General features: G+C 57.3%; 24 protein-coding genes and 2 tRNA genes. 12 read left to right on the top strand and 14 right to left on the bottom strand.

Annotated elements, in window-relative coordinates:
* Window positions 1-463: 463 nt before the first annotated feature.
* From PKC29_12810 to PKC29_12790, 5 genes are read left to right on the top strand one after another with little or no spacing between them, the layout of a single operon-like run.
* Complete coding sequence (locus PKC29_12810; GenBank protein HML96296.1) at window positions 464-1,321, top strand: hypothetical protein; 858 nt, start codon at window positions 464-466, stop codon at window positions 1,319-1,321.
* A gap of 12 nt (window positions 1,322-1,333) precedes the next feature.
* On the top strand, window positions 1,334-1,666 hold the full coding sequence (locus PKC29_12805; GenBank protein HML96295.1) for a hypothetical protein: 333 nt from the start codon (window positions 1,334-1,336) through the stop codon (window positions 1,664-1,666).
* Between the two features lie 52 nt (window positions 1,667-1,718).
* A complete protein-coding gene (locus PKC29_12800) occupies window positions 1,719-3,293 on the top strand; it encodes a hypothetical protein (protein ID HML96294.1) in 1,575 nt (524 codons plus the stop codon).
* A gap of 58 nt (window positions 3,294-3,351) precedes the next feature.
* Window positions 3,352-4,107: a polysaccharide deacetylase family protein gene (locus PKC29_12795; protein HML96293.1), complete on the top strand. Its 756-nt coding sequence runs from the start codon at window positions 3,352-3,354 to the stop codon at window positions 4,105-4,107.
* Entirely contained in the window at window positions 4,104-5,345 is a 1,242-nt protein-coding gene (locus tag PKC29_12790; GenBank protein ID HML96292.1) for a glycosyltransferase family 4 protein, read from the top strand. The genes PKC29_12795 and PKC29_12790 overlap by 4 nt, the downstream gene beginning before the upstream one ends.
* A 57-nt stretch (window positions 5,346-5,402) precedes the next feature.
* On the opposite strand, the gene PKC29_12785 is transcribed toward PKC29_12790, so the two are convergent.
* Window positions 5,403-5,531 (bottom strand): hypothetical protein, encoded by a 129-nt coding sequence (locus PKC29_12785; GenBank protein ID HML96291.1) that lies wholly within the window; start codon window positions 5,529-5,531, stop codon window positions 5,403-5,405.
* A gap of 12 nt (window positions 5,532-5,543) precedes the next feature.
* Between PKC29_12785 and PKC29_12780 the strand changes: the two genes are divergently transcribed.
* Window positions 5,544-5,939 carry a hypothetical protein gene (locus PKC29_12780; protein ID HML96290.1) on the top strand — a complete coding sequence of 132 codons (396 nt, stop codon included), beginning with the start codon at window positions 5,544-5,546 and terminating at the stop codon, window positions 5,937-5,939.
* Window positions 5,940-6,189: 250 nt separating this feature from the next.
* Complete coding sequence (locus PKC29_12775; GenBank protein HML96289.1) at window positions 6,190-8,937, top strand: PAS domain S-box protein; 2,748 nt, start codon at window positions 6,190-6,192, stop codon at window positions 8,935-8,937.
* Window positions 8,938-9,502: 565 nt separating this feature from the next.
* Here the strand turns inward: PKC29_12775 and PKC29_12770 are convergent.
* Genes PKC29_12770 through PKC29_12760 form a run of 3 tightly spaced genes read right to left on the bottom strand, consistent with a single transcriptional unit; the run spans window position 9,503 to window position 10,864 of the window.
* Complete coding sequence (locus PKC29_12770; protein HML96288.1) at window positions 9,503-9,847, bottom strand: hypothetical protein; 345 nt, start codon at window positions 9,845-9,847, stop codon at window positions 9,503-9,505.
* 43 nt (window positions 9,848-9,890) lie between these two features.
* Window positions 9,891-10,235, bottom strand: coding sequence for a hypothetical protein (locus PKC29_12765; protein ID HML96287.1), 345 nt, complete (start codon window positions 10,233-10,235; stop codon window positions 9,891-9,893).
* Window positions 10,236-10,285: 50 nt separating this feature from the next.
* Window positions 10,286-10,864 (bottom strand): hypothetical protein, encoded by a 579-nt coding sequence (locus PKC29_12760; GenBank protein ID HML96286.1) that lies wholly within the window; start codon window positions 10,862-10,864, stop codon window positions 10,286-10,288.
* 192 nt (window positions 10,865-11,056) lie between these two features.
* On the opposite strand from PKC29_12760, the gene PKC29_12755 reads away from it, so the two are divergent.
* The 3 genes from PKC29_12755 (at window position 11,057) to PKC29_12745 (ending at window position 12,457) form a co-directional block, all read left to right on the top strand.
* Window positions 11,057-11,308: a hypothetical protein gene (locus PKC29_12755; GenBank protein HML96285.1), complete on the top strand. Its 252-nt coding sequence runs from the start codon at window positions 11,057-11,059 to the stop codon at window positions 11,306-11,308.
* Between the two features lie 121 nt (window positions 11,309-11,429).
* Window positions 11,430-11,969 carry a hypothetical protein gene (locus PKC29_12750; GenBank protein HML96284.1) on the top strand — a complete coding sequence of 180 codons (540 nt, stop codon included), beginning with the start codon at window positions 11,430-11,432 and terminating at the stop codon, window positions 11,967-11,969.
* 14 nt (window positions 11,970-11,983) lie between these two features.
* The gene (locus PKC29_12745; protein ID HML96283.1) at window positions 11,984-12,457 is read left to right on the top strand and encodes a hypothetical protein; all 474 of its coding nucleotides are present in this window, start codon (window positions 11,984-11,986) and stop codon (window positions 12,455-12,457) included.
* A gap of 16 nt (window positions 12,458-12,473) precedes the next feature.
* On the opposite strand, the gene PKC29_12740 is transcribed toward PKC29_12745, so the two are convergent.
* The 3 genes from PKC29_12740 to PKC29_12730 all read right to left on the bottom strand — a co-directional run bounded on the left by PKC29_12740 (window position 12,474) and on the right by PKC29_12730 (window position 14,292).
* Window positions 12,474-13,289, bottom strand: coding sequence for a hypothetical protein (locus tag PKC29_12740; GenBank protein ID HML96282.1), 816 nt, complete (start codon window positions 13,287-13,289; stop codon window positions 12,474-12,476).
* A gap of 194 nt (window positions 13,290-13,483) precedes the next feature.
* Window positions 13,484-13,849: a hypothetical protein gene (locus PKC29_12735; GenBank protein ID HML96281.1), complete on the bottom strand. Its 366-nt coding sequence runs from the start codon at window positions 13,847-13,849 to the stop codon at window positions 13,484-13,486.
* 5 nt (window positions 13,850-13,854) lie between these two features.
* Window positions 13,855-14,292 (bottom strand): nucleotidyltransferase domain-containing protein, encoded by a 438-nt coding sequence (locus PKC29_12730; GenBank protein HML96280.1) that lies wholly within the window; start codon window positions 14,290-14,292, stop codon window positions 13,855-13,857.
* A gap of 404 nt (window positions 14,293-14,696) precedes the next feature.
* On the opposite strand from PKC29_12730, the gene PKC29_12725 reads away from it, so the two are divergent.
* Window positions 14,697-15,224 carry a cupin domain-containing protein gene (locus PKC29_12725; protein ID HML96279.1) on the top strand — a complete coding sequence of 176 codons (528 nt, stop codon included), beginning with the start codon at window positions 14,697-14,699 and terminating at the stop codon, window positions 15,222-15,224.
* A gap of 293 nt (window positions 15,225-15,517) precedes the next feature.
* Here the strand turns inward: PKC29_12725 and PKC29_12720 are convergent, their stop codons facing one another.
* From PKC29_12720 to PKC29_12695, 6 genes are all read right to left on the bottom strand, one after another.
* On the bottom strand, window positions 15,518-16,387 hold the full coding sequence (locus tag PKC29_12720) for an ATP-binding cassette domain-containing protein (GenBank protein HML96278.1): 870 nt from the start codon (window positions 16,385-16,387) through the stop codon (window positions 15,518-15,520).
* A gap of 4 nt (window positions 16,388-16,391) precedes the next feature.
* The gene (gene modB, locus PKC29_12715) at window positions 16,392-17,078 is read right to left on the bottom strand and encodes a molybdate ABC transporter permease subunit (GenBank protein ID HML96277.1); all 687 of its coding nucleotides are present in this window, start codon (window positions 17,076-17,078) and stop codon (window positions 16,392-16,394) included.
* The gene (gene modA, locus PKC29_12710; protein HML96276.1) at window positions 17,075-17,833 is read right to left on the bottom strand and encodes a molybdate ABC transporter substrate-binding protein; all 759 of its coding nucleotides are present in this window, start codon (window positions 17,831-17,833) and stop codon (window positions 17,075-17,077) included. Before modA ends, modB begins: the two co-directional genes overlap by 4 nt.
* Window positions 17,834-18,003: 170 nt before the next feature.
* Window positions 18,004-18,810, bottom strand: a complete 807-nt coding sequence (locus tag PKC29_12705) for a TOBE domain-containing protein (protein HML96275.1) — start codon at window positions 18,808-18,810, stop codon at window positions 18,004-18,006.
* A gap of 44 nt (window positions 18,811-18,854) precedes the next feature.
* Window positions 18,855-18,932 (bottom strand) — tRNA-Asp (locus tag PKC29_12700).
* A gap of 17 nt (window positions 18,933-18,949) precedes the next feature.
* Window positions 18,950-19,026 (bottom strand) — tRNA-Val (locus PKC29_12695).
* Window positions 19,027-19,510: 484 nt separating this feature from the next.
* Between PKC29_12695 and PKC29_12690 the strand changes: the two genes are divergently transcribed.
* The gene (locus PKC29_12690) at window positions 19,511-20,614 is read left to right on the top strand and encodes a choloylglycine hydrolase family protein (GenBank protein ID HML96274.1); all 1,104 of its coding nucleotides are present in this window, start codon (window positions 19,511-19,513) and stop codon (window positions 20,612-20,614) included.
* A 1,036-nt stretch (window positions 20,615-21,650) separates the two neighbouring features.
* Here the strand turns inward: PKC29_12690 and lon are convergent.
* Window positions 21,651-24,068, bottom strand: a complete 2,418-nt coding sequence (gene lon, locus PKC29_12685; GenBank protein HML96273.1) for an endopeptidase La — start codon at window positions 24,066-24,068, stop codon at window positions 21,651-21,653.
* Window positions 24,069-24,080: the final 12 nt, after the last annotated feature.

The raw sequence follows: 24,080 nt of genomic DNA, 5'->3' as shown, positions 1-24,080 counted from the left end.
TAAACCTTCCGGCGGGAGTAGTAAGTTGGCGCAACCCTCCTATCTATTATCTTCGCAATAAGTATGCCATAACCCTGCATCCTAATAAACGGTAATTATTGGATATATTTTCCGGAAAGCGCCTGCCGACGGGCATCGGCGACATTTTTTGTCAAAATATGCGCGGAAAGGGGAAGGCTCTATGTCGAATTTTAAGCCCGGTTCCCGGCCGTTTGACCGGCGGATGACGCTTTATGGCCTCCGAGCCACAATCGGTGCCAGCCGGTCCTCTTTACTGTAACGCCGGCCTGTCAAACCGGAGGTCGCGCCTTTTCCGGCATTGACGCATCCTCCCCATTCAATCACACCCTCCCCCCGGAGATCAAGCATCAATGCATCTGCAAGCGTTCCCCGCAGCCCCGCTCATTGATTCATTTTCCTCGATTAATTATAATTTCGGGAAAATCCGAGAAAGGGGATGCGGATGAAAAAGCTGTCAATCGCATACACGCCCGACAGTGACGACGTCTTTAACTACTACGCCTGGGAAAAGGGGCACATATCCACCGGCCCTTCGGATTACGGCCCCTCGTTTCACAGGAATCACATCATCGACCTCAACCGCGACGCCCTCGAAGGGCGCTTCGACGTCGTGGCCGTCTCCTCCGTTTTCTACCCGCAGGTGGCGGACAAGTACTGGGTCCTCTGCGTCGGGAACAGCGTCGGGCGGGACTTCGGCCCTGCGCTCGTCTCGAAGAATTACAAAACCCCGGCCGAGCTCGCCGGGAAGCGGGTCGCCGTCGGGGGCCATCCCACGACGGGCAGCGGGCTCGCGCTCATGTTCTGCCCGGGTATCGAGCTCGTCGAGCTCCCGTTCGACGCGATAGTAGACGCGTTACTTAACGACGAAATCGACGCCGGCGTCATGATACACGAAGAGCTTTTATATTACGAAGAGAAAGGGCTCAACCTCGTCCTCGACCTCGGCGTCGCGTGGAACGAAGACACGGGGCTCCCTCTTCCCGTCGGCCTCAACCTGGTTTCGAAACGCCTCGGGATGGAAACGGCGCGCGACGTCGCCACGGCATGCCAGGATTCCCTCCTCTGGGGCGTCGCCCACCAGGACGAAGTCTACGCCTATGCAAACGGATTCGGCAGGGGACGCGCGAGGGACCACGTCGAGATGTTCAGGATGGAAGATTTCCTCCGCCTCCCCGACGACGTAAGGAAAGCGATGCGCATAATGTTCGACCGCGTCGCCGCCATGGGCCTCGGCCCCGAAGTAAAGTCATTCGAGATAATCGAGGGGAGGCTCGCTCCCGAGCGTCTCCGGGTCGCCTGAAAAACTGATCGCATGGGTATATACAGGATATATAAAGGCGGAGACGACGCCTCCCGCATCGAGCCGCTGCCCCAGGACTCGCCCTTCTGGGCGTCGGTGAAAACGGCGGGGACAATGTTCTTAAAGGAATTCCCCACCGGCACGTTCCTCGACTGGCACCCCGCGCCGCGAAGGCAGGTCGTCATAATAATCTCCGGCGCGCTTGAGCACGGGTTCGAGGACGGGAGCAAGCACACCTTCGGCCCCGGCGACGTCCGCGTCCTCGTAGACACCGAAGGCCGCGGGCACACGACGCGCGTCGTCGGCGACGACCCTCTTCTCGTCGCGGTCGTCCCGCTCGCCTGACGGCGCACAGGCGCGAACGAATACGCCTTAATTCTTGCCGAGAGAAACCTTCATGCTCGAACAGCTTAAAATGTTCGCAGGTTACGCGCGAGGACTCAACTCCTTCCTCACGAGCCCTATGACCCCCTCCGAGTGCCGGAGCCTTCTCGAATCCCAGCTCGCCTCGCGGGCCGAGAACTTCCTCGCCATCATGCAAAAGGCCGTTTACGAGAACCCGAAGAGCCCCTACCTCCCTCTTCTCCGGCTCGCGGGCGTAGAGTACGGCGACCTCTCGCGCATGGTTTCCGAGGACGGCGTCGAGGGCGCGCTCGACAGACTGTACGAGAGCGGCGTCTACATCACGCTCGACGAGTTCAAGCGCCGCGTCCCGATAAAACGGCCGGGCCTCGAAATCGAAACGGGCCCGCACGACTTCGACAACCCGTTTTTGAGCAGGCACTACCAGTCGCGCACCAGCGGCTCCAGGGGAGCCGGAACGCGCGTCATAATGGACCTCGACCTCCTCCACCACGACGCCGCCTGCAACTATTTCATGTTCGAGGGGTTCGGCCTCACGGACAGGCCCGCCGCGCTCTGGCGCGAGGTGCCGCCGGTTACTACGGGCGTCAACGTCCTCCTCCGCTACGCAAAGCTCGGCAAGAGGGCCGAGAAGTGGTTCTCTTCGAGCAGGCTGAGCACTGCGCCGAAGTCCCTCCAGTTCCTCGTCTTCACGTATTACACGGTCCTCGCGGCGAGGCTCCTCGGCATGCCCCTCCCCCTCCCCGAGCACGTCCCGCTGGAGGACGCGGCCACGGTCGCGAAATGGCTCGTCGGAAGATGCGCCGCCGGAACCCCCGCCTTCCTCGACACTCAGGTCAGCACCTGCGTAAGGACGTGCGCCGCCGCCGTGGAAAACGGCCTCGACATCTCCGGCACGACGTTCATAATCGGCGGCGAGCCGTACACGAAAGCCAAGGCTGATGTCATACGCTCCTCGGGCGCGAACGCCGCGGCGAGATACTCCATGGCCGAGCTCGGGAACCTCGGCTTCCCCTGCGCCGACCCGTCCTCGTTCGACGACATACACCTCATGACGGACAAGGTTGTTGTGATTCAGCGCGAGAAACGCCTCGGCGCGGGCGAGCTCTCGGTCAACGGCTTCGTCTACACGACCATCCTCCCCCACTGCCCGAAAATAATGCTCAACGTCGAGAGCGACGACTACGCCGACGCCCGGGAACGGGACTGCGGCTGCCCCTTCGGCGAGCTCGGGTTCAGGACCCACCTCACCGGCATCAGGAGCTACGAGAAGCTCACGAGCGGCGGCGTCACGTTCCTCGGCACAGAGCTCTTGAGGCTCATCGAAGAAGTCCTTCCGAAAGCCTTCGGCGGGCGCCCGACCGACTACCAGCTATCCGAGGAGGAAGAAGGCGGATTCACGAAAGTCAGCATACTCATAAGCCCACGCGTAGGCGAGGTAGACGAGCGAGCCGTGATACGGGAAACCGTCTCGTTCCTGGGCCGCTTCCCCGGCGGCGACATCATGTCCGACCAGTGGGTCCAGGGCGGGACGCTCCGAGTCCTCCGGCGCGAGCCCTACACGACCGCCTCGGCGAAAATACTCCCCCTTCACATCCACAAGGGCTGAAGCCCGCCGCCGTTTGCAATTGTCCATCGTCTGCCTGATACTAAACCCGAGGGGATTCATGACCGGCTTCATACCCGTGCTCACATTCCACAGCCTCGACGACGGACGCGCGCCGACTTCGTTCGGCCCGGCCCTGTTCGCACGCGGCATGGAGACGCTCGCCCTCGGCGGGTACCGCACCATAAGCCTCGCCGGGGCCGCCTCGCTCGCGGCTTCGAAACGCCCCTTCCCCGAAAAATCGTTCGTGATAACTTTCGACGACGGATACAGAAACATCTACGAAAAAGCGTTCCCCGTGCTCGCCGAATACTCCTTTACGGCGACCGTATTCCTCACGACGGGGGGCGGCGGGCGGACAGGTGACGGCGACCGCCTGCCGGAGCTCTTCGGCGGCGAGATGCTGAGCTGGGGCGAAATAAGAATCATGAACGACGCCGGCATCGATTTCGGCGCACACACGCTGACGCACCCCGACCTCACGCGGCTCTCGCCGGAAGACGCCGCCCGCGAGATGACGTCCTCCCGCAGCGTTATCGAGAACGCCCTCGGCGCGCCCGTGGCGGCGTTCGCCTACCCGTACGGCAAATACGACGCCCGGAGCCTCGAAATTGCCGCGGAGGAATTTTCGTGCGCGTGCTCGGACGAGCTCGGCCTTTTCACGGCGTCGAGCGATCTCCGCGCCATACCGCGCGTCGATGCGTTCTACCTCCGGGGCGAAAGGCTCTTCGCCCTCGTCGGCAGCCCCAACCTGCCGCTCTACATCCTGCTGCGAGGTATCCCGCGCACACTCAGGCGGAGGCTCGCAGGAATATGAGCGCCGGAGACGAGAAGCTCAGGTTCTGCATGATAACGACGTTCTACCCGCCGTACAATTTCGGCGGCGACGGGCTTTACGTCTGGCTCCTTTCGAACGAGCTCGCCCGGCGCGGGCACTCGGTAACGGTGATCCACTGCCTCGATTCCTATGCCGCCCTCTCCGACGGCAGCCCTCTCGCGCGGTACGAGAATCATCCCAACGTCGAGGTGCGCGGGCTGAAGAGCGGCGCGGGCATGCTCTCGCCGCTCGCGACACAGCAGACCGGGCGGCCGGTTTTCAAGTCGGGGAAATTAAAGGAGATACTCGCCCCCGGGTTCGACGTCACCCACTTCCACAACATCTCCCTCATCGGCGGCCCGGCGATCCTCTCTTACGGGAGCGGCGTCAAGCTCTACTCCATACACGAATACTGGCTCGTCTGCCCGACGCACGTCCTCATGCGCTTCGGCAAGGCCCCCTGCGAAAAGCCCTACTGCACCGCGTGCCAGATCGCGCACGGCCGCCCGCCCCAGCTCTGGCGCTACACCGGCCTCCTCGAACGCTCGCTCCCCAGCCTCGACGCGATAATAAGCCCGAGCAGGTTCACGAAGAAAATCCACGAGGACATGGGCGTCAAGATCCCGATCGTCCACATACCGCACTTCGCCGTTCCCTACAACGGCCCCCTGGCCGAAAACGGCGTACCCGGCGGTTTCGCCCCGGCCGGACGGCCCTACTTCCTCTACGTCGGGCGCGTCGAAAGACTGAAGGGCGTGCATACCCTAATCCCGGTCTTCAAAAACTATCCCCGCGCCGACCTCGTCATAGTCGGCAAGGGCGACGACGAAGCGTATATAAAGAAGCTCGCGGCGGGGGCCGGCAATATCCGCATACTCGGCCACATACACCACGGCCGCCTCCGCGGTCTTTACGAAAACGCCGCCGCTCTCATCGTGCCGTCTATAGCGTACGAGATTTCGACGCTCGTCGTCTTCGAAGCACTCAGGGAAAAGACGCCCGTCATCGTCAACGACATCGGCGGCCTCCCGGAGCTCGTCGAGGAAAGCGGCGGCGGATTCATCTACCGTACGCCCGAAGAGCTCCGCCGCTCGATGGACGCGATACTCGACGACACCGCGCTCAGGGACAGGCTCGGCGCGCTGGGCCACGAAGCGTACCTCCGCAAATGGAACCCCGACGCCCACATCGAGTCCTACCTTTCCCTCATAAACCGGGTTCGGCGACAACCGACGTAGCCGTGAAAGCTCTTTCATCAACTATCGTGCAGACGGTGAACACTGGATAGTATGTTATTATGAGAAAGTCCCGCGCAAAATCTTGCCCATGCCCGGAGGAGCCGTCATGAAATCGTCCGACACATTCGCCACACGCGCATCGTCGGTCATCGTCCTCGTCTCGTCGCTCGTCATAATATCGCTCATGGCCTATGGCGGTTGCGGAGGAGGAGGCAGCTCGTTGACTCCCGCCCCGACTGCGTCTCCCTGGACGTCAGCCTCGGATGCCCCGCCGTAAGCCTCGAAGGGTCCGGGTGCAGAAACCACGATTGCAAGGTAATCGACGACAGCGGGGCGGAGCCTGTTTTAGTCACGAGCTTCCTCATACCGTTCGGCCACAAGTGCACGGCGTTCGACTGCTTCACACTCGAATGCGAAGACACGTCCCCGGCAATAGGCGATTCGGTCATCGTTATCGAATCGGTCAGCGGAATCCCGGTAAGCGAAGGGGCCGAAACCGTGGAGCGCAACGGGAAACCCGGGGGGACCATTTTCTTCGGCGACTCCGAATATAGAATCGAATGCTCTTTCGTCGGCAGCGACATGATTCCTTAACACACGAGGTGACCGAAGAGTCATTGACTATTAACTATTTTTAAATTATGGTTTGATGTTGGAACACAGGCTTTTCGTTCGAACGAAAACCGTTTCCGCGACAAAGGGATGGTCGTGGTGATATTGGTGTGATATCATGGGTAATGCACTTTTCCGTATCCCACGGATGCATTGGCCGAATCTCACCCCTTAAACCGCAGTTATCAGCTGAGCATAAGCGCCGGCCATTCCCGGCGGCACAGACGATACAATGAACGATTCTTCGGAAACGTCCGGGAAAACCCCTCCTGTACCGGCCGGGAAGGCCGGTAGAGGGCACAAACAGCAGCAGCCCGGACGCAAAAACAATAAATCGACAAAAACGGCGGCCGTAAAAACCGCATACGGAGGCGACTATGCCTCGACGGCGATCCTCGACTCGCGCGGCGTCATAATCTCAACCAACAGCGCGTGGAAGAGCTTCACCGAATCGAACATTCTGAAATCCGCGGCTTCCGGCCACGGCGAAAACTACATCGAAGCCTGCGAGAAGGCCTCGGGAGAAGAACCCGAAGCCGTCGGTGAAATAGCATCCGGCATACGCTCGGTCCTGGGCGGCCTGCATTCCGAATTCTCGCTCGAATACTCGGTCGGCTCCCCCGGCGGCGATATATGGTTCCGCACGATCGTCACGTCACTCTCGCAGGACCAGGCGGCGCGCATACTCGTGATCCACCTCGACGTCACCGACAAAAAAATGGCGAAGAAAGAGGCGAAGGATCTCGCTCAAAGGCTCCTCGGCACGATCGAAAGCATCACCGACGGGTTCTTCACGCTCGATAAAGGCTGGCGCTTCACGTATCTCAACGCCGAGGCCGAGCGCATATTCGGCCGCAAGCGTGACAGGCTCGTGGGCCGTTCCATATGGGAGGAATTCCCGGCCGCCGTCGGCACCCGGCTCGAAAAGGAATGCCGCCGCACGCTCCATGACGGCAGGACGGCGTCGTTCGAAGAATTCTACCCCGCCCTCGGCCTCCTCCTCGAAGTCAAAATATATCCCTCGGCCGAAGGGCTCACGATCTATTTCCGCGACGCGACCGAAAAACACATGAACCGCGAAGCGCTCAGGGAAAGCGAAGAGCGCTTCCGCTTTCTCGCCAAGGCCACGACCGACGCCATATGGGACTGGGACCTCAAATCGAACTCTCTCTGGTGGAACGACGGCCTCGAAACCCTCTTCGGCTTCGACACGAAAGAGATCGAGCCCGGCATCGAATCGTGGTACAACAGGATTCATCCCGAGGACAGGGATCGCGTCACCAAGGGCATACACGACGCGATAGATTCCGGCGAAAAGGAATGGTGGGACGAGTACCGCTTCTTCAGGAAGGACGGCTCCTCGGCCTACGTGCTCGACCGCGGCTACATCATCCACGACGACGAGGGCAACCCCGTCCGCATGATAGGCGGCATGACGGACCAGTCCGAAAGGAAAAGGAGCGAAGACAAGCTCCGCGAGCAGGCCGCCCTTCTCGACAAGGCGCAGGACGCGATTATAGTCCGCGGCCTCGGCCACGACATACTCTACTGGAACCGGAGCGCCGAAAGGCTCTATGGATGGTCGAGCGGTGAAGCCGTCGGTCAATCCGAAAAAGAGCTCATACACAAGAACACGAACGACTACCATACGGCGATGGAAACCACTCTCGCCAGGGGCGAATGGACGGGCGAGATGGAGCACAGGACCCGCGACAATTGGGAGCTCGTCGTCGAGAGCAGGTGGACGCTCGTACGCAACGAAAAAGGCGAGCCGGATTCGATACTCACTATAAACACCGACATCACCACCCGGAAAAAGCTGGAGCAGCAGTTCCTCCGCGCCCAGCGCCTCGAAAGCATCGGGACCCTCGCCGGCGGAATAGCGCACGACCTCAACAACGTCCTCGCCCCGATAATGATGTCCATAGGCATACTCAAGCTGAACGAAACCGACGAGAAACGGCTCAGGCTCCTTTCCAGCATCGAATCGAGCGCACAGCGCGGGGCCGACATGGTAAACCAGGTGCTGTCCTTCGCACGCGGCGTCGAGGGCTGCCGCGTCGCCATGAACCCGATGTACGTCGTGAGAGACATCCAGAAGATAATCAACGACACCTTCCCGAAGAATATAGAGTTCGACCTCTCGGCGCCCGAGAATCTCTGGATGGTCAACGCCGACCCGACACAGCTCCAGCAGGTGCTCATGAACCTCTGCGTAAACGCGCGCGACGCCATGGAAGACGGCGGCGTGCTGACGCTGACCCTCGAAAACACCGTCCTCGACGAAATCTATTCTGGCATGAACCCCGATTCCAATCCCGGGCCGTACGTCGTCGTCACGGTAGAGGACACGGGCACAGGAATCCCCCGCGAGCTCCGCGAGCGCATATTCGACCCCTTCTTCACGACGAAAGAAGTCGGCAAGGGAACGGGGCTCGGGCTGGCGACCGGGCTTCTCATCGTAAAGGCCCACGGCGGGTTCATAAACCTCTACAGCGAGGTCGGCAAGGGCACGCGGTTCAAGGTATACCTGCCCGCGAGCGCCACGCCCGAATCCGCCGAGAAGGTCGCCCGCGAGCAAACCCAGCTCCCCCAGGGCAACGACGAGCTCATTCTCATCGCCGACGACGAGGAAGGCATACGGATCGTCACCGAGAAAACCCTGGAGCGCTTCGGCTACAGGGTCCTCGTGGCCAAAAACGGGGCCGAGGCAGTGGCGCTGTACGCGAAACACGGGAACGAAATCGCCGCCGTGCTTCTCGACATGGCCATGCCGGTCATGGACGGCCCGGCGACTATAATCGCGCTCAAGGCCATGAACCCCGACGTCCTCATAATCGGCTCCAGCGGCCAGGCGTCTAACGGCGGCGTCGCCAAGGCCATCGGCGCGGGCGTGAACCACTTCGTCCCGAAGCCCTACACGGCCGAGACTTTGCTCAAAACCCTTCGTGAGCTCCTCGACCCGCCGGACGAGAGCTGACCGCCGGGAGAAGCAACCCCACCCTTCGTCATCTTTATAGTCTGTTATCTTTTTAGCCGTCATTCTTCTATCTTAAAAAGCGATAAGGAATTGGTCTAAAATATAAGAATCATAATACGGGAGCGGAGTGATACTCGTGTCATACTGAACCATGTCCTGGACTTGATCCGGGATCAATTCAGAATCTCGTTTTATCCTTCGCTTTGATCTTTCATCCCCCTTAGAAAAAGGGGGGCAGGGGGGATTTAGTTTTGAATTGTCATTCCCAACGATTCCGAGCGAGCGAGGAATCGGACGCCCCGGCCCTGAAGCGCAAACGTTATCCGGCACAGCCCGCAACTTACTTTCTTTAGCGACAAGCCTGTACCTGCCGCGGCGAAGCTTTCTTGTCCGACGTAGCTTTTTTATCGGTCGAAGCTTAAGCGGAATCCGAAGCGAAGCCGCGTCGGGAATCCGGCACGCCGCGCGTGCATGAATCAAGCGTCGCAGCAATACATTCCCGGACCGTGTCCGCGGACGATCGAAGCGGCTGCGTGTTACCATTACCACCGCCGCACGAATCGTGCTACCTTGTGACGCACACCGCCACGGAGGAAACTATAACGTCCTTCAGGAGCGAATCCTCCTTGCACCTGTAGTCGCACGATACCGTGTTCTCTACGTAAGATATCTCCGGGAATGCATCCGTAAGCGCATCCTTACCGACGAGAAAATTGCATCCCCCGGCCACAACGAAAGACCCTTCAGGACACTGCACGATGTCGGCAACCCTTCCCTGGCAGCGCCCTCCCGCGCCGAACTCCTGCACGGTAAAAATCTTGCCCTCAAACCCCGTAAAGCCCATGCTGAGGCCGATGAGCGCCGTTATAAACACCGAAAACGCAAGCTTCCTTATATCGAGTATATTCATCATTCTTCTCCGGATATCGTTGGTATTCGAGACGTGCAGCCCGTTACTTGACCGTCGCGCATACCGCGAACGAATTCACATATACGACGTCCTCCCCCCGCCCGGGGTTGCATGTATATGTGCAGGAGGCGCTATTTTCGAGAAACGAAATGTCGGGCACGGCCGTGGCGATGGCGTCTTTCCCCTGCGAGAACTCGCAGCCGCCGCTCACGATTACCGTCCCGCTCGGACATCTCGCCAGAGGTCTCGCCACCAGGGAGCACTCCGTGCCGAGCGAGCCGGGGCTGACCACGACCAGGTCCCCCTGCTGCGACGGGCCGGTAAATCCCATGCTAAGGCCGGCCGGTATGATTACCAATATCGCTAACGCAAGATTTTTCAGTTTCATTTTCTATCTCCCTTTCTTGATTTGTCACGCGATACCCGCCCAAAGCCGTACTACTGCGTAAGCTCGAGCGAGCCTTCCATCACTCCCGAGGAAGTGCCGAAGAAGCCGGATTCGTCCGACACGAGATAAGCCCCCGTGCCCGTGATGCTCACGGTCCCGGATGCGCCGGCGTACGCGCCCGTTCCCCCGGTGATGATCCCCTGCCCTTCGTAGCTGAAACCCGGGTCGGCGGCCGCGTCGTCCGGCACGCACTGGCCGAGCGCAGTCAGGCTCACGTATATCTGGTCGGGCCCGTCGGCCGTGATGACCTGCGCGCCGGCGACGAGAAAGGCGATAGTCCCCCCTCCCCCGCCTGGTGTGATACACGACTCGACGGGATCCACCGGCGACATCTCGAGCTTCGAGCTTATGGCGTTAAGCCCGAACACCTTGCTCTGGCCGAACTCCGTCACGACGGCGCTTGCGAAACCGTCGTCGTTCGTATCCACGGTGCCGTTTACGAATGAGCCGGCGAAATTGTTGGTGAACGGGATGGTGGTAGTCTGCGCGCGGCTCGAATTATCGCACCCCGCCGCGAGCAAGGGTAAAAAAAGCATGCCGAGAAGGAACAGAATTCTGGATTTCCCCATTTTCAACCTCCTTTAGATTGTGTTTTATAATATTAAGAATATAACATCGTTTCTACCGGACGTCGGTTATTGTCCCAAACGGCCGTTGATTTTCACCGGAAGCGGCTCTAGAATTTCTATCGTATGAACATGAAAAACCGCCGAGTGTTAACCTTCGCATTTCTGACAGCGCTGGCTTCCGCCGGCTGCACCATGCAGCCCAGGGCGGGAAAGGTCTACGACCCGGGCGAGGTCGCCGCCACCTGCGCCGGGCAGATGGATATAGACGCCGAGACGGCCATGTCGCTGACAATAGCGTTCAGCGAAGCCGACGGCTACGTCACCGACGAATTCAGGGAAAAGGCCGCAAAGTACATATCCATGTCCGAGGACATTCCTGCCGGCGCAAGGGACCAGACCCTCGCCGACTATATCTCCTGCCTCGAAAAAAACGCCGCGCAGTAGCCCCCACACGGCCGCACGGCGACGACGATCCTCCCCCGGAAATAATTGCATTTACATGCTCTTTCTGCTAAGGTCATAATTGATTGCGTATATTCTTTAACGTCTCACTAAGAGGATGGATATGAGAACGGTTGAAGATTCATTCATACGGCGCGCGTCCGCAACAATAGTAATAATCTCCTCTATCGTAATTATTTCTTTGATGCTGACGGGCGGATGCGACGGCACTGCGACCAGTAACCAGATACCGACCCCGACTCCGACCTGGGCCCCGAGCACGGGCTTCCCGCCCGCATGCGACGGCACGTTCGATGTAAGCCTGGGCTGCCCGGCGACGAGCCTCGCGGGCTCAGTGTGTCAGCCTTACTGGTGTGATATTATAGACGACAGCATTGAGCCCGGAGCGATAGTAGACGAGATCGCGGTAGTCTTCGGAGACGCATGCACCGACGTCGACTGCTTCACGCTCGAATGTCAGGGCATTCGTTCCCGGATTACAGAGACGTCCATCGGCCAGGCGACGATCATAATAGAAACCGTTAACGACATTCCCGTCGGCGAAGACGTGGAAGGTGACGAATTCTCCGGTCTCCCGGACGGTAGGATACTAATTGATGGTGAAAATTTCCTGCTCGATTACAACAGCATTATAGTCCCGTGAACTAGGGAATGATGATGGCCACAGAAGACTCATTCATCCGGCGCGCAGCCGCTACGATGGCCGTAATAGGATTTATCGTAACCGGGTCTCTCATGCTGTCCGGCGGGTGCGGCAGTGATGGGCCCGGAAGCTGCAGGAGGCAGGAAATCCGCCTCTTCTGTCCCGCGCCGGGCTATGCCGGTGAACCGTGCATCGGCTATATATTCGACATAGTAGACGATTCCGTCGAGCCGCCCGTCACTCTGGATTCCTTCGGTATTAACTTCAATCGTAAGTGCGAAGATATCGACTGCTTTACACTGTCCTGCCAGGACATCACGACAGATTCCGATACGGTGATCCCCGAAGCGGACATCATAATCGAAACCGTGGACGGAATCCCGGTCGGCGAAGGCACGGGAACCATAAAGAGCGGCAAGCCTGCCGGAAGAATAATAATCGACGGCGAGAATTTCCGCCTCGAACCCGCCGGGACTATAGTTCCCTGAACGCTGCGCCCGGCCCCTACTGCGGGTCCGGCGGCGAAACCTTCTCAAGCACTATCGATCCCGTAAGGCAGATGTACTGGTACTGTATCTGCCATCCCGGCCATAGCCACGGGATCGGCAGCTCGGCAAGCGCGGTCGGCATGCTCGTCATCTCCGTCAGCACCTGCCTTACAACCTTCGCCCCGGGCCCTCCCGGGCCGCTGTAGTCGCCCGCGAACTGCCTGTCGAGCTCGGCGAGCGCGTCCCTGGCCGCGTTATAGGCCGAAACCGCTATCTCGGGATTCGCGTGTACGCCCGATTTGACGGGCCCCTTGTAGTCGATGGTCTTTATGAGCGCGCGGGCCGAATTCCTCGCCTCGGTGGCGAACTTCTTGTTCTGCGCTTCGTCGCCTCCCGCGGATTGGTATATCTCGAAGCTGAGGCCGTACACCTGCTCGCCCGACCTCCCGAGCGACGAACGGAGAAGCGAACCGTCGCCGGGAATGACCCACGTGGCGTCCACGTTCTCGTTCGAGTTGAATGCGCCGCTTATGCCGTCGTAATACACCTTGAACACGGCCCCGAGCCTGGCGGCGTCCCCAGTCAGCCCCTCGGCCGAGAACTTGCCGACGTTTATAAACCTCTCGTCCTTTACGAGCCTGTCCCTCCAGAGTCCGCTGGCGGCGTTGGTGCCGGGGGGCGGGTTCCAGTTCGAGTATTCGTAAATCTGGTAGAGTAGAACCTGGAACCTGAGGTTCATCCCCTTGACGGCCTTCAGCTCCGCGTCCGTTTGGGCCGAAGCCACGCCCGCATAAAATATGGCGAGTAAAAACAGGATAGCTGCGGTTCTCATTTCGAATATCCCCCTTTTCTTTCGGATGCCACAGAATTACACTGGTTAATTAAAACAAAATAATACAGGATAGTCCAGAAGATTATTCAGGAGCGTATGTCCCCTTGTAGTTAAAAACCCGGGCCCTTCCGCCCCTGACGCCGCTCAACAACCAGAAGCCGGACGGAGGCGTAATACCATACGCCTTTTGTATATTACCGGCCAGCAAACCTCCGGGAGATTATCCGGACCGCGAGCTCGTTGAGAAAATCCTTGTTTGGCGCGACGGGCAGGTCTGCTATCATGTAGAGCCTCTCGCTACATTCCCTGAACATGTTCGCGGCTTCACGCTCGACATACTCGAATTTGTATTTACCGGTCTTGATGTCTCTCAGGTTCTGAAAGTCCTTATCCCTGCATACGTTCAGCTCGCGCGTTTCGATGAATTCCCTGCACATTCTCAAAAGCCTTATAAGGTGGCTCGCATATTTCGTATCGTATCCATACTCCTCGACGAGCTTTTTCCGTTTCGCCCCCATGTACCCTTTATATGCCGGATTCAGTTTCAGCGATTTATCCACCCTTCTCAGCTGGTCGTTAGCGTATCCAAGACGAGGTTCTGCGTCAGGAAGCGGCTCCTTTCCCTGACGAGCATCTCTCCCTCGTGGGTGACGAGCAGATAAAATTCGGGCTTGAGAAACAACGTCCCTATGACATTCGGATTACCCTTCGCCGGAAGGCCGATAAACTTTCTCGCCTCGTAAAGCACGATATCGAACCGCCCCTCTTTTATCTCCATCGTGTCCCTGCTGCCGAATTTTTCGAAGCCGAAATAATAGTCCGGGGAGGGAACAGCCGCACCCATTACGTCTATGTTGTCTATGCTTTCCGGATCGGGGTTGTGCGTTCCGTGCGAGATGCTTCCCATGTTGCAGAGAAGAATTATCTGTTTGAGCAGCGGCCCTTCCAGGACCTCCTCGTAAAGAGACTGCAATGCCTTATTCTCCTCTACCGCCGATCTCATCACTTCTTCTTAGCCATTTAAATCAGAATAATACCATCCCATTCGTCTCGCCATCAAATCCGCATCCGGCATTTCCTTTCCAGTCCGGCCAGACGCGGGCGTCTCCGAAACAGCACACCCATGGTCCTCCTGTGCGGACGCAAAAACCTGTACCCGGACAGAACTCCCAGGTTTTCACGCGCCCATAATACGTCTGGGTTTCCCGGTTGTATTATCGGGACGAGTCGCCCTGCCTTTGTATATAGAAAGCTTCCATCTATATCCACAGGGACAAGAAATTCTGAATTACGGAGCCGTAAAGACTTGTATCTGCATATAAGGATTGACATCGGGATTTGACTTATGCTATAAGTTGATTAAATACGTTATTGTTAACCAAATATTGTTAACAGGGGGGTAGGCATATGAATAGTACTGTTGGCAAAACCATATTGGCTGTAGTGCTTTGCGCAAGCTTTATTTCCCTGTCTGTCACGCGGGCGGAGCAAGAAAAGGAAATGGATTCGCAGGGGAGTCAGGCCAAGATGATAACGGTAGTTCCAGCCGATATCGTCTGGGGGAACGTTCCGCCGGCACTGCCGCCGGGGGCCATGATCGCCGTGCTGGAAGGAGACCCGTTCAAGCCCGGGCCATACTCGCTCCGGCTCAAGCTTCCCGCGGACTACGGAATTCCCGCGCACTGGCACACAATGGCGGAGCGCGTTACCGTTATTTCGGGTACTATGAACGCAGGAATGGGAGACAAGCTCGATAAAGAGCAATCAAAGGCATTCCCGGCCGGAAGCTACGTTTCCATACCAGCAAAAATGCACCATTTCGCCTGGGCCGACGGGGAAACAATCGTACAGATCAATGGAGACGGCCCGTTCGATATTAATTACATAGACCCTGCGAACGACCCAAGAAAAAATGCGACGGACCAGAAACCATAGCCCACGGTTCGAATCGGAATCTCCGATCCCTCTTGAATCTCCCGCCGGATTTAAGCTGGCACCGCAGCAGATGTGCATATAGCGCAGATTGTATAATCCAGCTTGATCGAATGTATGCTAAGAGACATTCGCAGGATATCTATGCCCTATCGACGCAACAACTGACTACCGAACAGATACAGTTGAGCATTGTGGAAGGAAGTGGCGGAGCCGGCGGAGCTTGAACCCGCGCCCCCCGGACGGGTCGGCAACTCTCGCCAACGGCGATTACGAAAAAGCCGGGAATCAGGAATCTAACGGCGGGAAGCAGGTTTAAATATCTGTGTAGAAACCAGCACCTGGTCCCCGTCGTCCGGGCGCTTCGCCCCCTCTCCGGCCACCGGGACTCTCATAGTGTGTTTTCCGATCTGAATCACGGCGACGTGCGAGGTCCCGTCAGTTTCCACGGAAATGATATTTCCCGTCATGGTAAGGCTGCCCGCCGCATATTCCTCGTCAAAAACCTTGCTAACCTGCCCGGACTTCACGACCTCGCCGTCTTTCATCACAAATACCCGGTGTGACAATTTGAAAACTTCACCGACATCGTGACTTACAAAGACTACCGGGATTTCAAACCGCTGGTAAAGGGAGATAAACTCATCCTGGAGCTTAATTCGCAGGTCCAGGTCCAGCGCGGAAAAAGGCTCGTCCAGAAGAAAAAGTTTCGGCTTATTCAACAAAGCGCGCAAAAGCGCCACGCGCTGTTTCTGGCCCCCGGACAGAGTATGCGGCTTATGATTCCCGAGCTCCGTAAGATGCGTCATATCCAGGAAACTGTCGATGAGATGCATATCCTTTTTATCCTTAAGCGCGTATCGCAGGTTTTCCCGCACCGTCATGTTGGGAAAAAGATTGTAATCCTGGAAAACGAAACCGACCCGGCGCTCCTGAACGGGCTTGTGAACCCCCCGCGCGCTGTCAAACCAGACCTCTCCGTCAACCTCTATGAACCCTTCGTCCGGAGCCGTCAGCCCGGCTATCATTCGCAGTATGGTGGTTTTTCCCGCGCCCGAATGCCCGAACAGGGTAACGATTTCGTCCCTCGAAACTTCAAAATTCACGTCGAGCTCGAAGGGCCCGTGGCCGGCGGCGAGACGTTTTTTTAACCTGACTTTTATCATCGGTTCAGCCGATTACACCGGGACTTTTTTTATTGACGAGATTCAGGACGAATAAAATGATGAACGAGATAAGGAACAGCACCCCGGAATAGAGCGCGGCCTCCGAGTAATTGAGAGCTTCGACTTCGCTGAAAATCGCGATGGAAGCCGTTCGAGTCTCCCCCGGAATGTTGCCTCCCAGCATCAGCACCACGCCGAATTCACCGATCGTATGCGCAAAGGCCATAACGATTCCTGTCAGCAGAGCGGGCTTGCTGTTCGGGAGAATAACCCTGACAAGGGTTTGCCACCGGGATTTGCCCAGCACATACGACGCTTCTATCAGGGGCTTCGGAAAGCTCTCGAACCCGGCGCGTATGGGGTTCACCAGAAAGGGAAGGCTGAACAGCACGGAGCCGATCACGAGCCCTGAAAAACTGAAAATGAGGTTGAGGTGCAGAGTGTCGGACAAGAAACGGCCCAGGAACGAATTGGGGCTGAGAAGGACCAGGAGATAAAAGCCAAGAACCGTCGGCGGCAGAACCAGCGGCATACTTACCAGGGGCTCCACGAAATATTTCCATCTGCTCTTCGTGAACGCGCATCCATATGCAATCAGGACGCCTGTGGGAGCCAGTATCAGGGTGGTTGTCAGCGCGAGCTTGAATGTCAGAATAAGTGGAGTGAGGTCTATGCCGGAAAGAGCGGTCATGGCAGGTTGTAACCGTATTTCCTGAAAACCGTCTTCGCCTCATCCGAAAAGAGAAATTCGAAAAATTTCCGGGCTGCTTCGGGATTATGATCCTGTGCGTACTTGAGTATTACGACGCCCTGCGCGATCGGCTCGTAGGACTCCTTGTCTATCTCTATCCATTTGCCCTTATCCTTCATATTCGGCGCCAGCACGACAGACATCGCCGTTATCCCGAGATCGGCGGCTCTCGTCGAAATGAATTGATTTACCTGCGCGATGCTCTCTCCGTAAACGAGCTTGCCCAGAACTTCGTCGTACACCCCGTAGAACTTCAGCGCGTTGACGGCCTGACGGCCGTAAGGCGCGGTCTTGGGAGACGCAATGGCGATTTTTCGGAGGCCAGCATCCGTCAGCACATCGATCCCCCCGGACAAGTCGAGATCGTTCATCGTCCAGATAACGAGACGTCCGTAGCCGTACACCGCCGGGGCGTTATACGTCAATCCTTTCTTGTGGAGGGCTTCAGGATAATCCATGTCCGCCGATATAAGAATATCGAAGGGGGCGCCGTTCTCTATTTGCGCGGTGAGCTTACCCGACGAGCCGATAACGGGCTCGACGGTTATCCCCGTTTCCTTCTCGAAAATCGCCTCCAGCTCCTGAAACGGGTACTGAACGTTTGCGGCGACGGCGACAGTTAATTCCGCCGCGAAACCGCAGGTTGTAGAAACCAGTATTAGAGCCAAGGCGAATATAATAGAACGTTTTTTCATGAAGATTGTTTCCTGAACCGGAATTTACGACGCGGCTGGCGTATTAAACGGGCTCCCCGATCGTGAGCCCCGCATCAGGGCGGTCATGTATAGAAGACACCGCCGATCGTTATAGCCAAATGCATATCACGCTCCGTAGACAATTGCAAGCCGGGACAGAAGAACTGGAATCAGGAAGAAATCCCGAGAATAACGGCGGAGGCCTTGAACATGGCGGTAACCTTTTTGCCCGGCTTTAACCCGAGCAATTCACTGCTCGCGTTGGTGACGATCGCCGCGACAGCGCCCCCGTTGGGCAAGTCGATAACTACCTCGGTATTTACGGCCCCGGTTTCCACGCGCGAGACGACGCCGCTCAGCTGGTTGCGGGCGGAAAACTTCGCGCCTTTATTTCCCGTTACGAGGATGACGGACGATGCTTTTATCAGCGCGAAAACCTGCGATCCTACGACTAGTTTAAGCTCTTTGGTGCTTTCACGCGTTATGATAGCCACGATCTTGTGCTTTCCGGTTACCTCTACCGTAATTTCGTCGTTAACGGCTCCCTTTTTAATCGCGGTCACCTTTCCGAAAAACTGGTTTCGCGCGCTCGTTTTCATGCCCATCCTCCCGATCAGCAAATAGTCGTCCGTGATCCCGCCTGCCTGCCTGCCGAGATTGCTTATAAAATTCCGGTGCTCCTGCTCGATGACGTTAAAATTCGCCACGAGCTGCTCACCGCGCCGCGTCAGGCGAGTCCCGCCTCCTCCCTTGCCCCCCGTCAGCCTTTCCACCAGCGGTTCTCCGGCAAGGTTGTTCATCGTGTCGATTGTTCGCCATGCCGCCTTGTAGCTCATGCGTACGCTTTTTGCGGCCTGGGTGATCGAGCCGTATTGTGCGATCTTCGCAAGCAGGGCTACCAGGCCGGACCCGCCGAGTTTTTCTCCACCGACGGTCATCCATATAGAGCCCTGAAGTCCGAACCTGTTTTTTCTCATGGGACGTTAGTACAGTTTAACATGGAGTGTTATTCGGGAAAAAGTGGCGGAGCCGACGGGACTTGAACCCGCGACCTCTGGCTTGACAGGCCAGCGTTCTAACCGAACTGAACTACGGCTCCCTGGGTAAGATTTCAAGTGGTGGGCGGTAAAGGATTCGAACCTATGACATCCTGCTTGTAAGGCAGGCGCTCTCCCGGGCTGAGCTAACCGCCCACTCCACACCAAGCCACGAAGGGTAGCAACTGCATCCCTGCGTGAGGGGAAAATATATAACTGAAATTAATACGTTTGTCCAATCGCCGAAGGGGGAATTTCTAATCCGTCCTTCACATTGGAACATTTATATTCTACCCTGTTTCTCTCGCATCTCATAAGGCAGATGCAGCCCCCGCACAAGCGGACAACATTCTATCGTTAGCCATTATTCGCCGCATTCCTGTCCCCGAATTACTTAACATCTACAATTGCGAGGAAGCGGCTTAATGCGACCGCGGCAATCTCTTTCTTTGGGCCCTGTCTTCCTTGTACGCACAGTGCATTTCCAGCGAGTTTCCTGATGAAGCACCGCCCACACCCGCCCCGTTCCTCACGCGCGCCCGACATTCTCCACGCACCACCCCCGATTACGGCCTTATAATTACATCACGCCAATGGCCCCGGCCTTTTGGCACATTCAAAGACTCAAGGAGACAGCATAATGAGATTCGCAGCAGCAATTTTACTATCGTTACTCGTCGTCGTATCCTCCCTCCCCGCACCGTCGCGCGCTTGTACGGAGGTGAAGATCAAGGCAAAGGACGGCTCCGTCGTCGTCGGAAGGTCAATGGAATTCGCACAGAAATTAAACTCGAATGTCGTCCTCCAGCCGAAGGGGCAGACTAACGTCGCAAAGCTCCCCGGCGGAAAGGAAGGCATAAAGTGGACGTCCAAATACGGCGTCCTCTACCTCGACGGGTTCGGGCTCGACGTCGCGATCGACGGCATAAACGAGGCCGGGCTCGGCCTGGGCGCCCTCTTCTTTCCGGGCGAGGCGCAGTACCAGGAGATGAAATCCGACACCTCGCGCACGATCACGGTCAACGACCTCCCGCGCTATATACTCCAGAACTACGGCACGCTCGACGAAATCAGGAAAGACCTCCCGTCGCTGAACGTCGTCGGAATAAATACGCCCCAGATGGGCAACATCATAATCCCCGCCCACTTCTCGGTTCACGACAAGACCGGAAACGGCATAGTCATCGAATACACGAAGGGCGGCCTCGGCATTTACGACAGCATCGGAATCATGACGAACTCGCCCGCCTATCCGTGGCACGTCACCAACGTACAGAACTACGTCGGCCTCAGCGACGAAGGAGCCCAGCCGATCGTCATCGACGGCGTCAGCTTCGCGGCGACGGGGCAGGGCAGCGGCCTCATGGGCATCCCCGGCGACCCGACCCCGCCCTCCCGCTTCATAAGGGCGGGAGCGATGGCGTACCTCGCCGAAAAGCCGGCCGACTCCCCCGGCGCGCTTACGCTCGCGATGCACATAATGAACACGGTCGATATCCCCCTCGGGACGGTAAGGGACTTCGACGACAATAAGTCCTTCGGCGACCACACGCAGTGGGTAACAGGGCGCGACCTCACGAACGGGGTCCTTTATTTCAGGACGTACGACAACATGACCCTCCGCTCGGTAGACATGAAAAAGTTCGACCTGTCCCAGGGCGCGCCGAGAATGACTATAGCCGTAGACGGCGGCGAAGGCGCGGTCGTGGACGTAACGGCAGACCTCAAACCGGCGGCCAAATAGCGGACGGCACCTAACAGCATCGTCGGGAAGCATTCAAATTTCGCGACGCTCCCGGCCCACTCGGAAGAGACCGAATATAAATGCCGCACCCCTGAAAGTCCCCTCCCCCTTGAGGGGGGGGGAAGGCCGGGATGGGGGGCACATTAAAACTTAATCTGTCATCTCGAACAACAATTTCGAGCGAGCGAGGAATCGGATGCCGCCACCTTGAAGCGGAAGCGTTTATCTAGTACCGCTCGGGTCCTCCCTTCTTTAGCATCAAGCCTTTACCTGTCACGGCGCTTGTCGGGGCGACTTGTCCGATGAAGCCTTTTTATCGGTCGGAGCTTTAGTGGAATCTGAAGCAAAGTTGGAAGCGGGTCCGAGGCTAAGTCGGAAGCCTCAGCGTAGCCTGAAAGCCCGCGGGCGAAGCCGGATCGGGAATGACAAATTAAAAAGGCTAAAGATTAGATCCTGAATCAAGTTCAGGATGACTGATATAAAAACCGAATTTAAGATAAGAACTTATGCTAATCGAGAGCGCCTGCCTTACAAGCAGGATGTAATATGAGCCGATTCCCGCAAGCACTGTCCGCTTTCCGACGAAGCACTATTGGCAATTCAATTCAAGGGACGCGCGCCCGTTGAACAAAGCCTTGTGCTGCTGTCCTACGTCGGTCGCCCGCGGACGCTGTCCGCCACGTAGTACGCTTTTCGAGCGGAGCACTCTCTTACGAATTAGAGCTCCCGAAGCGCGTCGGGTGGTAATGGCATAACGCTGCTACTTCGAATGGCAGAGGTAGCAGAATCAGCAATTCAACACGACTTCCGCACAATCGGTGATAATAGCACCGCCCCCGCTACGTCGTATTCCTGTGGGCGCACACGTAGTGTGCTTTTCGACGTTGCACTTTGGATACTATATGAACCTTAAGCACGACAGGTAGTAATGGCAACACGCCGCTACTTCGATTTCCCGCGCACGTGGTGCGCCACAAAAAAAGGGCGGATGTTTAGTCCGCCCTTTTTCCAACTTCTTTTCAGAGTCTTATTGTTTTCAGTTTACGTTGGTGCCGAGCTCGTCCGTTATCGGCATGGCCGGGATAACGACGTTCTTCAGCACGGGCTCGTCCGACTCGATGGCCGCTTCGAGCACCTCGTCCATGTGGTGAACGAGCTTTATCTTGACGTCTTTCAGTATGTTATCGCGGATATCCCTCAGATCCTTCTCGTTCTCCTGCGGGATGATAACGGTCTTCACCTTGCCCCTGTGAGCGGCCAGGATCTTCTCCTTGAGCCCGCCTATCGGGAGCACCCTGCCCCTGAGCGTTATCTCGCCCGTCATTGCGACGTCGTGCTTTACCGGCTTCCTTATAAGAGCCGATACGATGGCCGTCGATATCGCGATACCGGCCGAAGGCCCGTCCTTGGGCGTCGCGCCCTCGGGAACGTGGATGTGGATATCGACCTTCTGGTGGAAGTTACGCTCGAGCCCAAGCCTCTCGGCCCTGGACCTTACGTAGCTCATCGCGGCCTGCGTCGATTCCTGCATAACCTCGCCGAGCTTACCGGTCACGGTGAAGTTGCCCTTTCCGGGTACGACGGACACTTCTATAGTAAGAAGCTCTCCGCCGACCTCCGTCCATGCGAGCCCGGTGGACATGCCGACCTGCGGCTTCTCTTCGATCTCGCCGTACTTGAACTTAGGTATGCCGAGATACTTCTGGCTCGTAACCATGTTCGGCGTGATCTTGACGACGTGGTCCGGCCCCTTCTTCACGATGTCCCTCGCGGACTTTCTGCAAAGGGTCGCTATCTCCCTTTCGAGGGTCCTGACTCCGGCCTCCCTCGTGTACCGCCTGATGACGGTCAGAAGGGCCTGGTCGGAAATCTTGACGTTGTCTTCCTTAAGGCCGTGCGCCTCTAGCTGCTTCGGCAGGAGGAACTTCTTGGCTATCTCGAGCTTTTCGTCCTCGGTATAGCCCGAGATGCGGATGATCTCCATCCTGTCCTGGAGCGCCCACGGAATCGTGTGCAGGATATTCGCCGTCGTTATGAACATCACGTTCGAAAGGTCGTAATCGACCTCTACGTAATGGTCGTTAAAGGCGGTATTCTGCTCGGGGTCCAGCGCTTCGAGCAGCGCCGAAGCCGGGTCGCCCCTGAAGTCCATCCCGAGCTTGTCTATTTCGTCCAGGAGGAACACGGGGTTATGCGTGCCCGCCTTTCTTATTCCCTGGATTATCTTTCCGGGCATGGCGCCGATGTATGTACGCCTGTGGCCCCTGATCTCGGCCTCGTCCCTGACGCCGCCGAGCGATACGCGGACGAACTTCCTTCCCATCGAGCGGGCTATGGACTTCGCGAGCGAAGTCTTGCCAACCCCGGGAGGCCCGACGAAGCAGAGTATCGGCCCCTTGATCTTCTTCGTAAGGGCCTGGACGGCGAGGTATTCGAGGATCCTCTCCTTCGGCTTTTCGAGCCCGAAGTGGTCCTCGTCTAATATCGCCTGCGCCTCGTCGATGTCTATCCTGTCTTCCGTCACCTCGTCGTTCCACGGGATCGAAAGCAGCCAGTCGATGTAGTTGCGAACGACTGTGGCCTCCGCCGACATGGGCGACATCTGTTTCAGCTTCTTTATCTCTTTTTTGACCTTCTGCTCGGCCTCTTCGGGCATGTTCTTTTTCTTGACCCTGTCCTCGAACTCCTGGATCTCGCTCTTGAGGTCGTCCTTTTCGCCGAGCTCCTTCTGTATAGCCCTCATCTGCTCGGTGAGGTAATACTCCTTCTGGGCCTTCTCCATCTGCTTTTTGACCCTGGAGCGTATCTTCTTTTCTATCTGGAGTATCTCCACCTCGGCCTGGATCTTCTCGTAAAGCTTTTCGAGCCTCTCCGCCGGGTCGAGCGTTTCCAGTATCTCCTGCTTGTCCTCGAGCTTAAAGCCCAGGTGCGAGGAGATAGTGTCCGAAAGCCTGCCCGCGTCCTCTATGGAAGATACGGTCACGATTACCTCGGACGGGATTTTCTTGTTCAGTTTCACATAGTTTTCAAAAGCCGTTACGAGCGTCCTCATGAGGGCTTCGGTTTCGACCCCCACGTCCTCGGACTCGGGAATCTGCTCCACCTCGACGAGGAAGTAGCTCTTGTTCGGCAGATAGTTCTGAACCCTGCCCCTTCTCTTGCCCTCGACGAGCACCTTAACAGTGCCGTCCGGGAGCCGGAGCATCTGGACTATCGTGCCTATGGTTCCTATTTCGTAGATATCCGCTTCCTGAGGGTCGTTCGTCTTGGCGTCCCTCTGGGCGACGAGGAAGATTTCCTTGGATTTCTTCATGGCCTCTTCGAGGGCGCGTATAGACTTCTCCCTGCCCACGAAAAGCGGAGCCACCATATAGGGGAAAATAACTACGTCTCTTAAAGGTAACAGCGGTAATGTTTCCATTTGCCCCTTTCCTTCCTCATTTTTGAAAAACATCGGCATGCTTGG

The sequence above is a fragment of the Thermodesulfobacteriota bacterium genome (assembly GCA_035325995.1).
Taxonomy (GTDB): domain Bacteria; phylum Desulfobacterota_D; class UBA1144; order Nemesobacterales; family UBA2774; genus JADLGH01.
The sequence above is the reverse complement of the archived record's forward strand: the minus strand, read 5'-3'. Positions and strand labels throughout refer to the sequence as shown.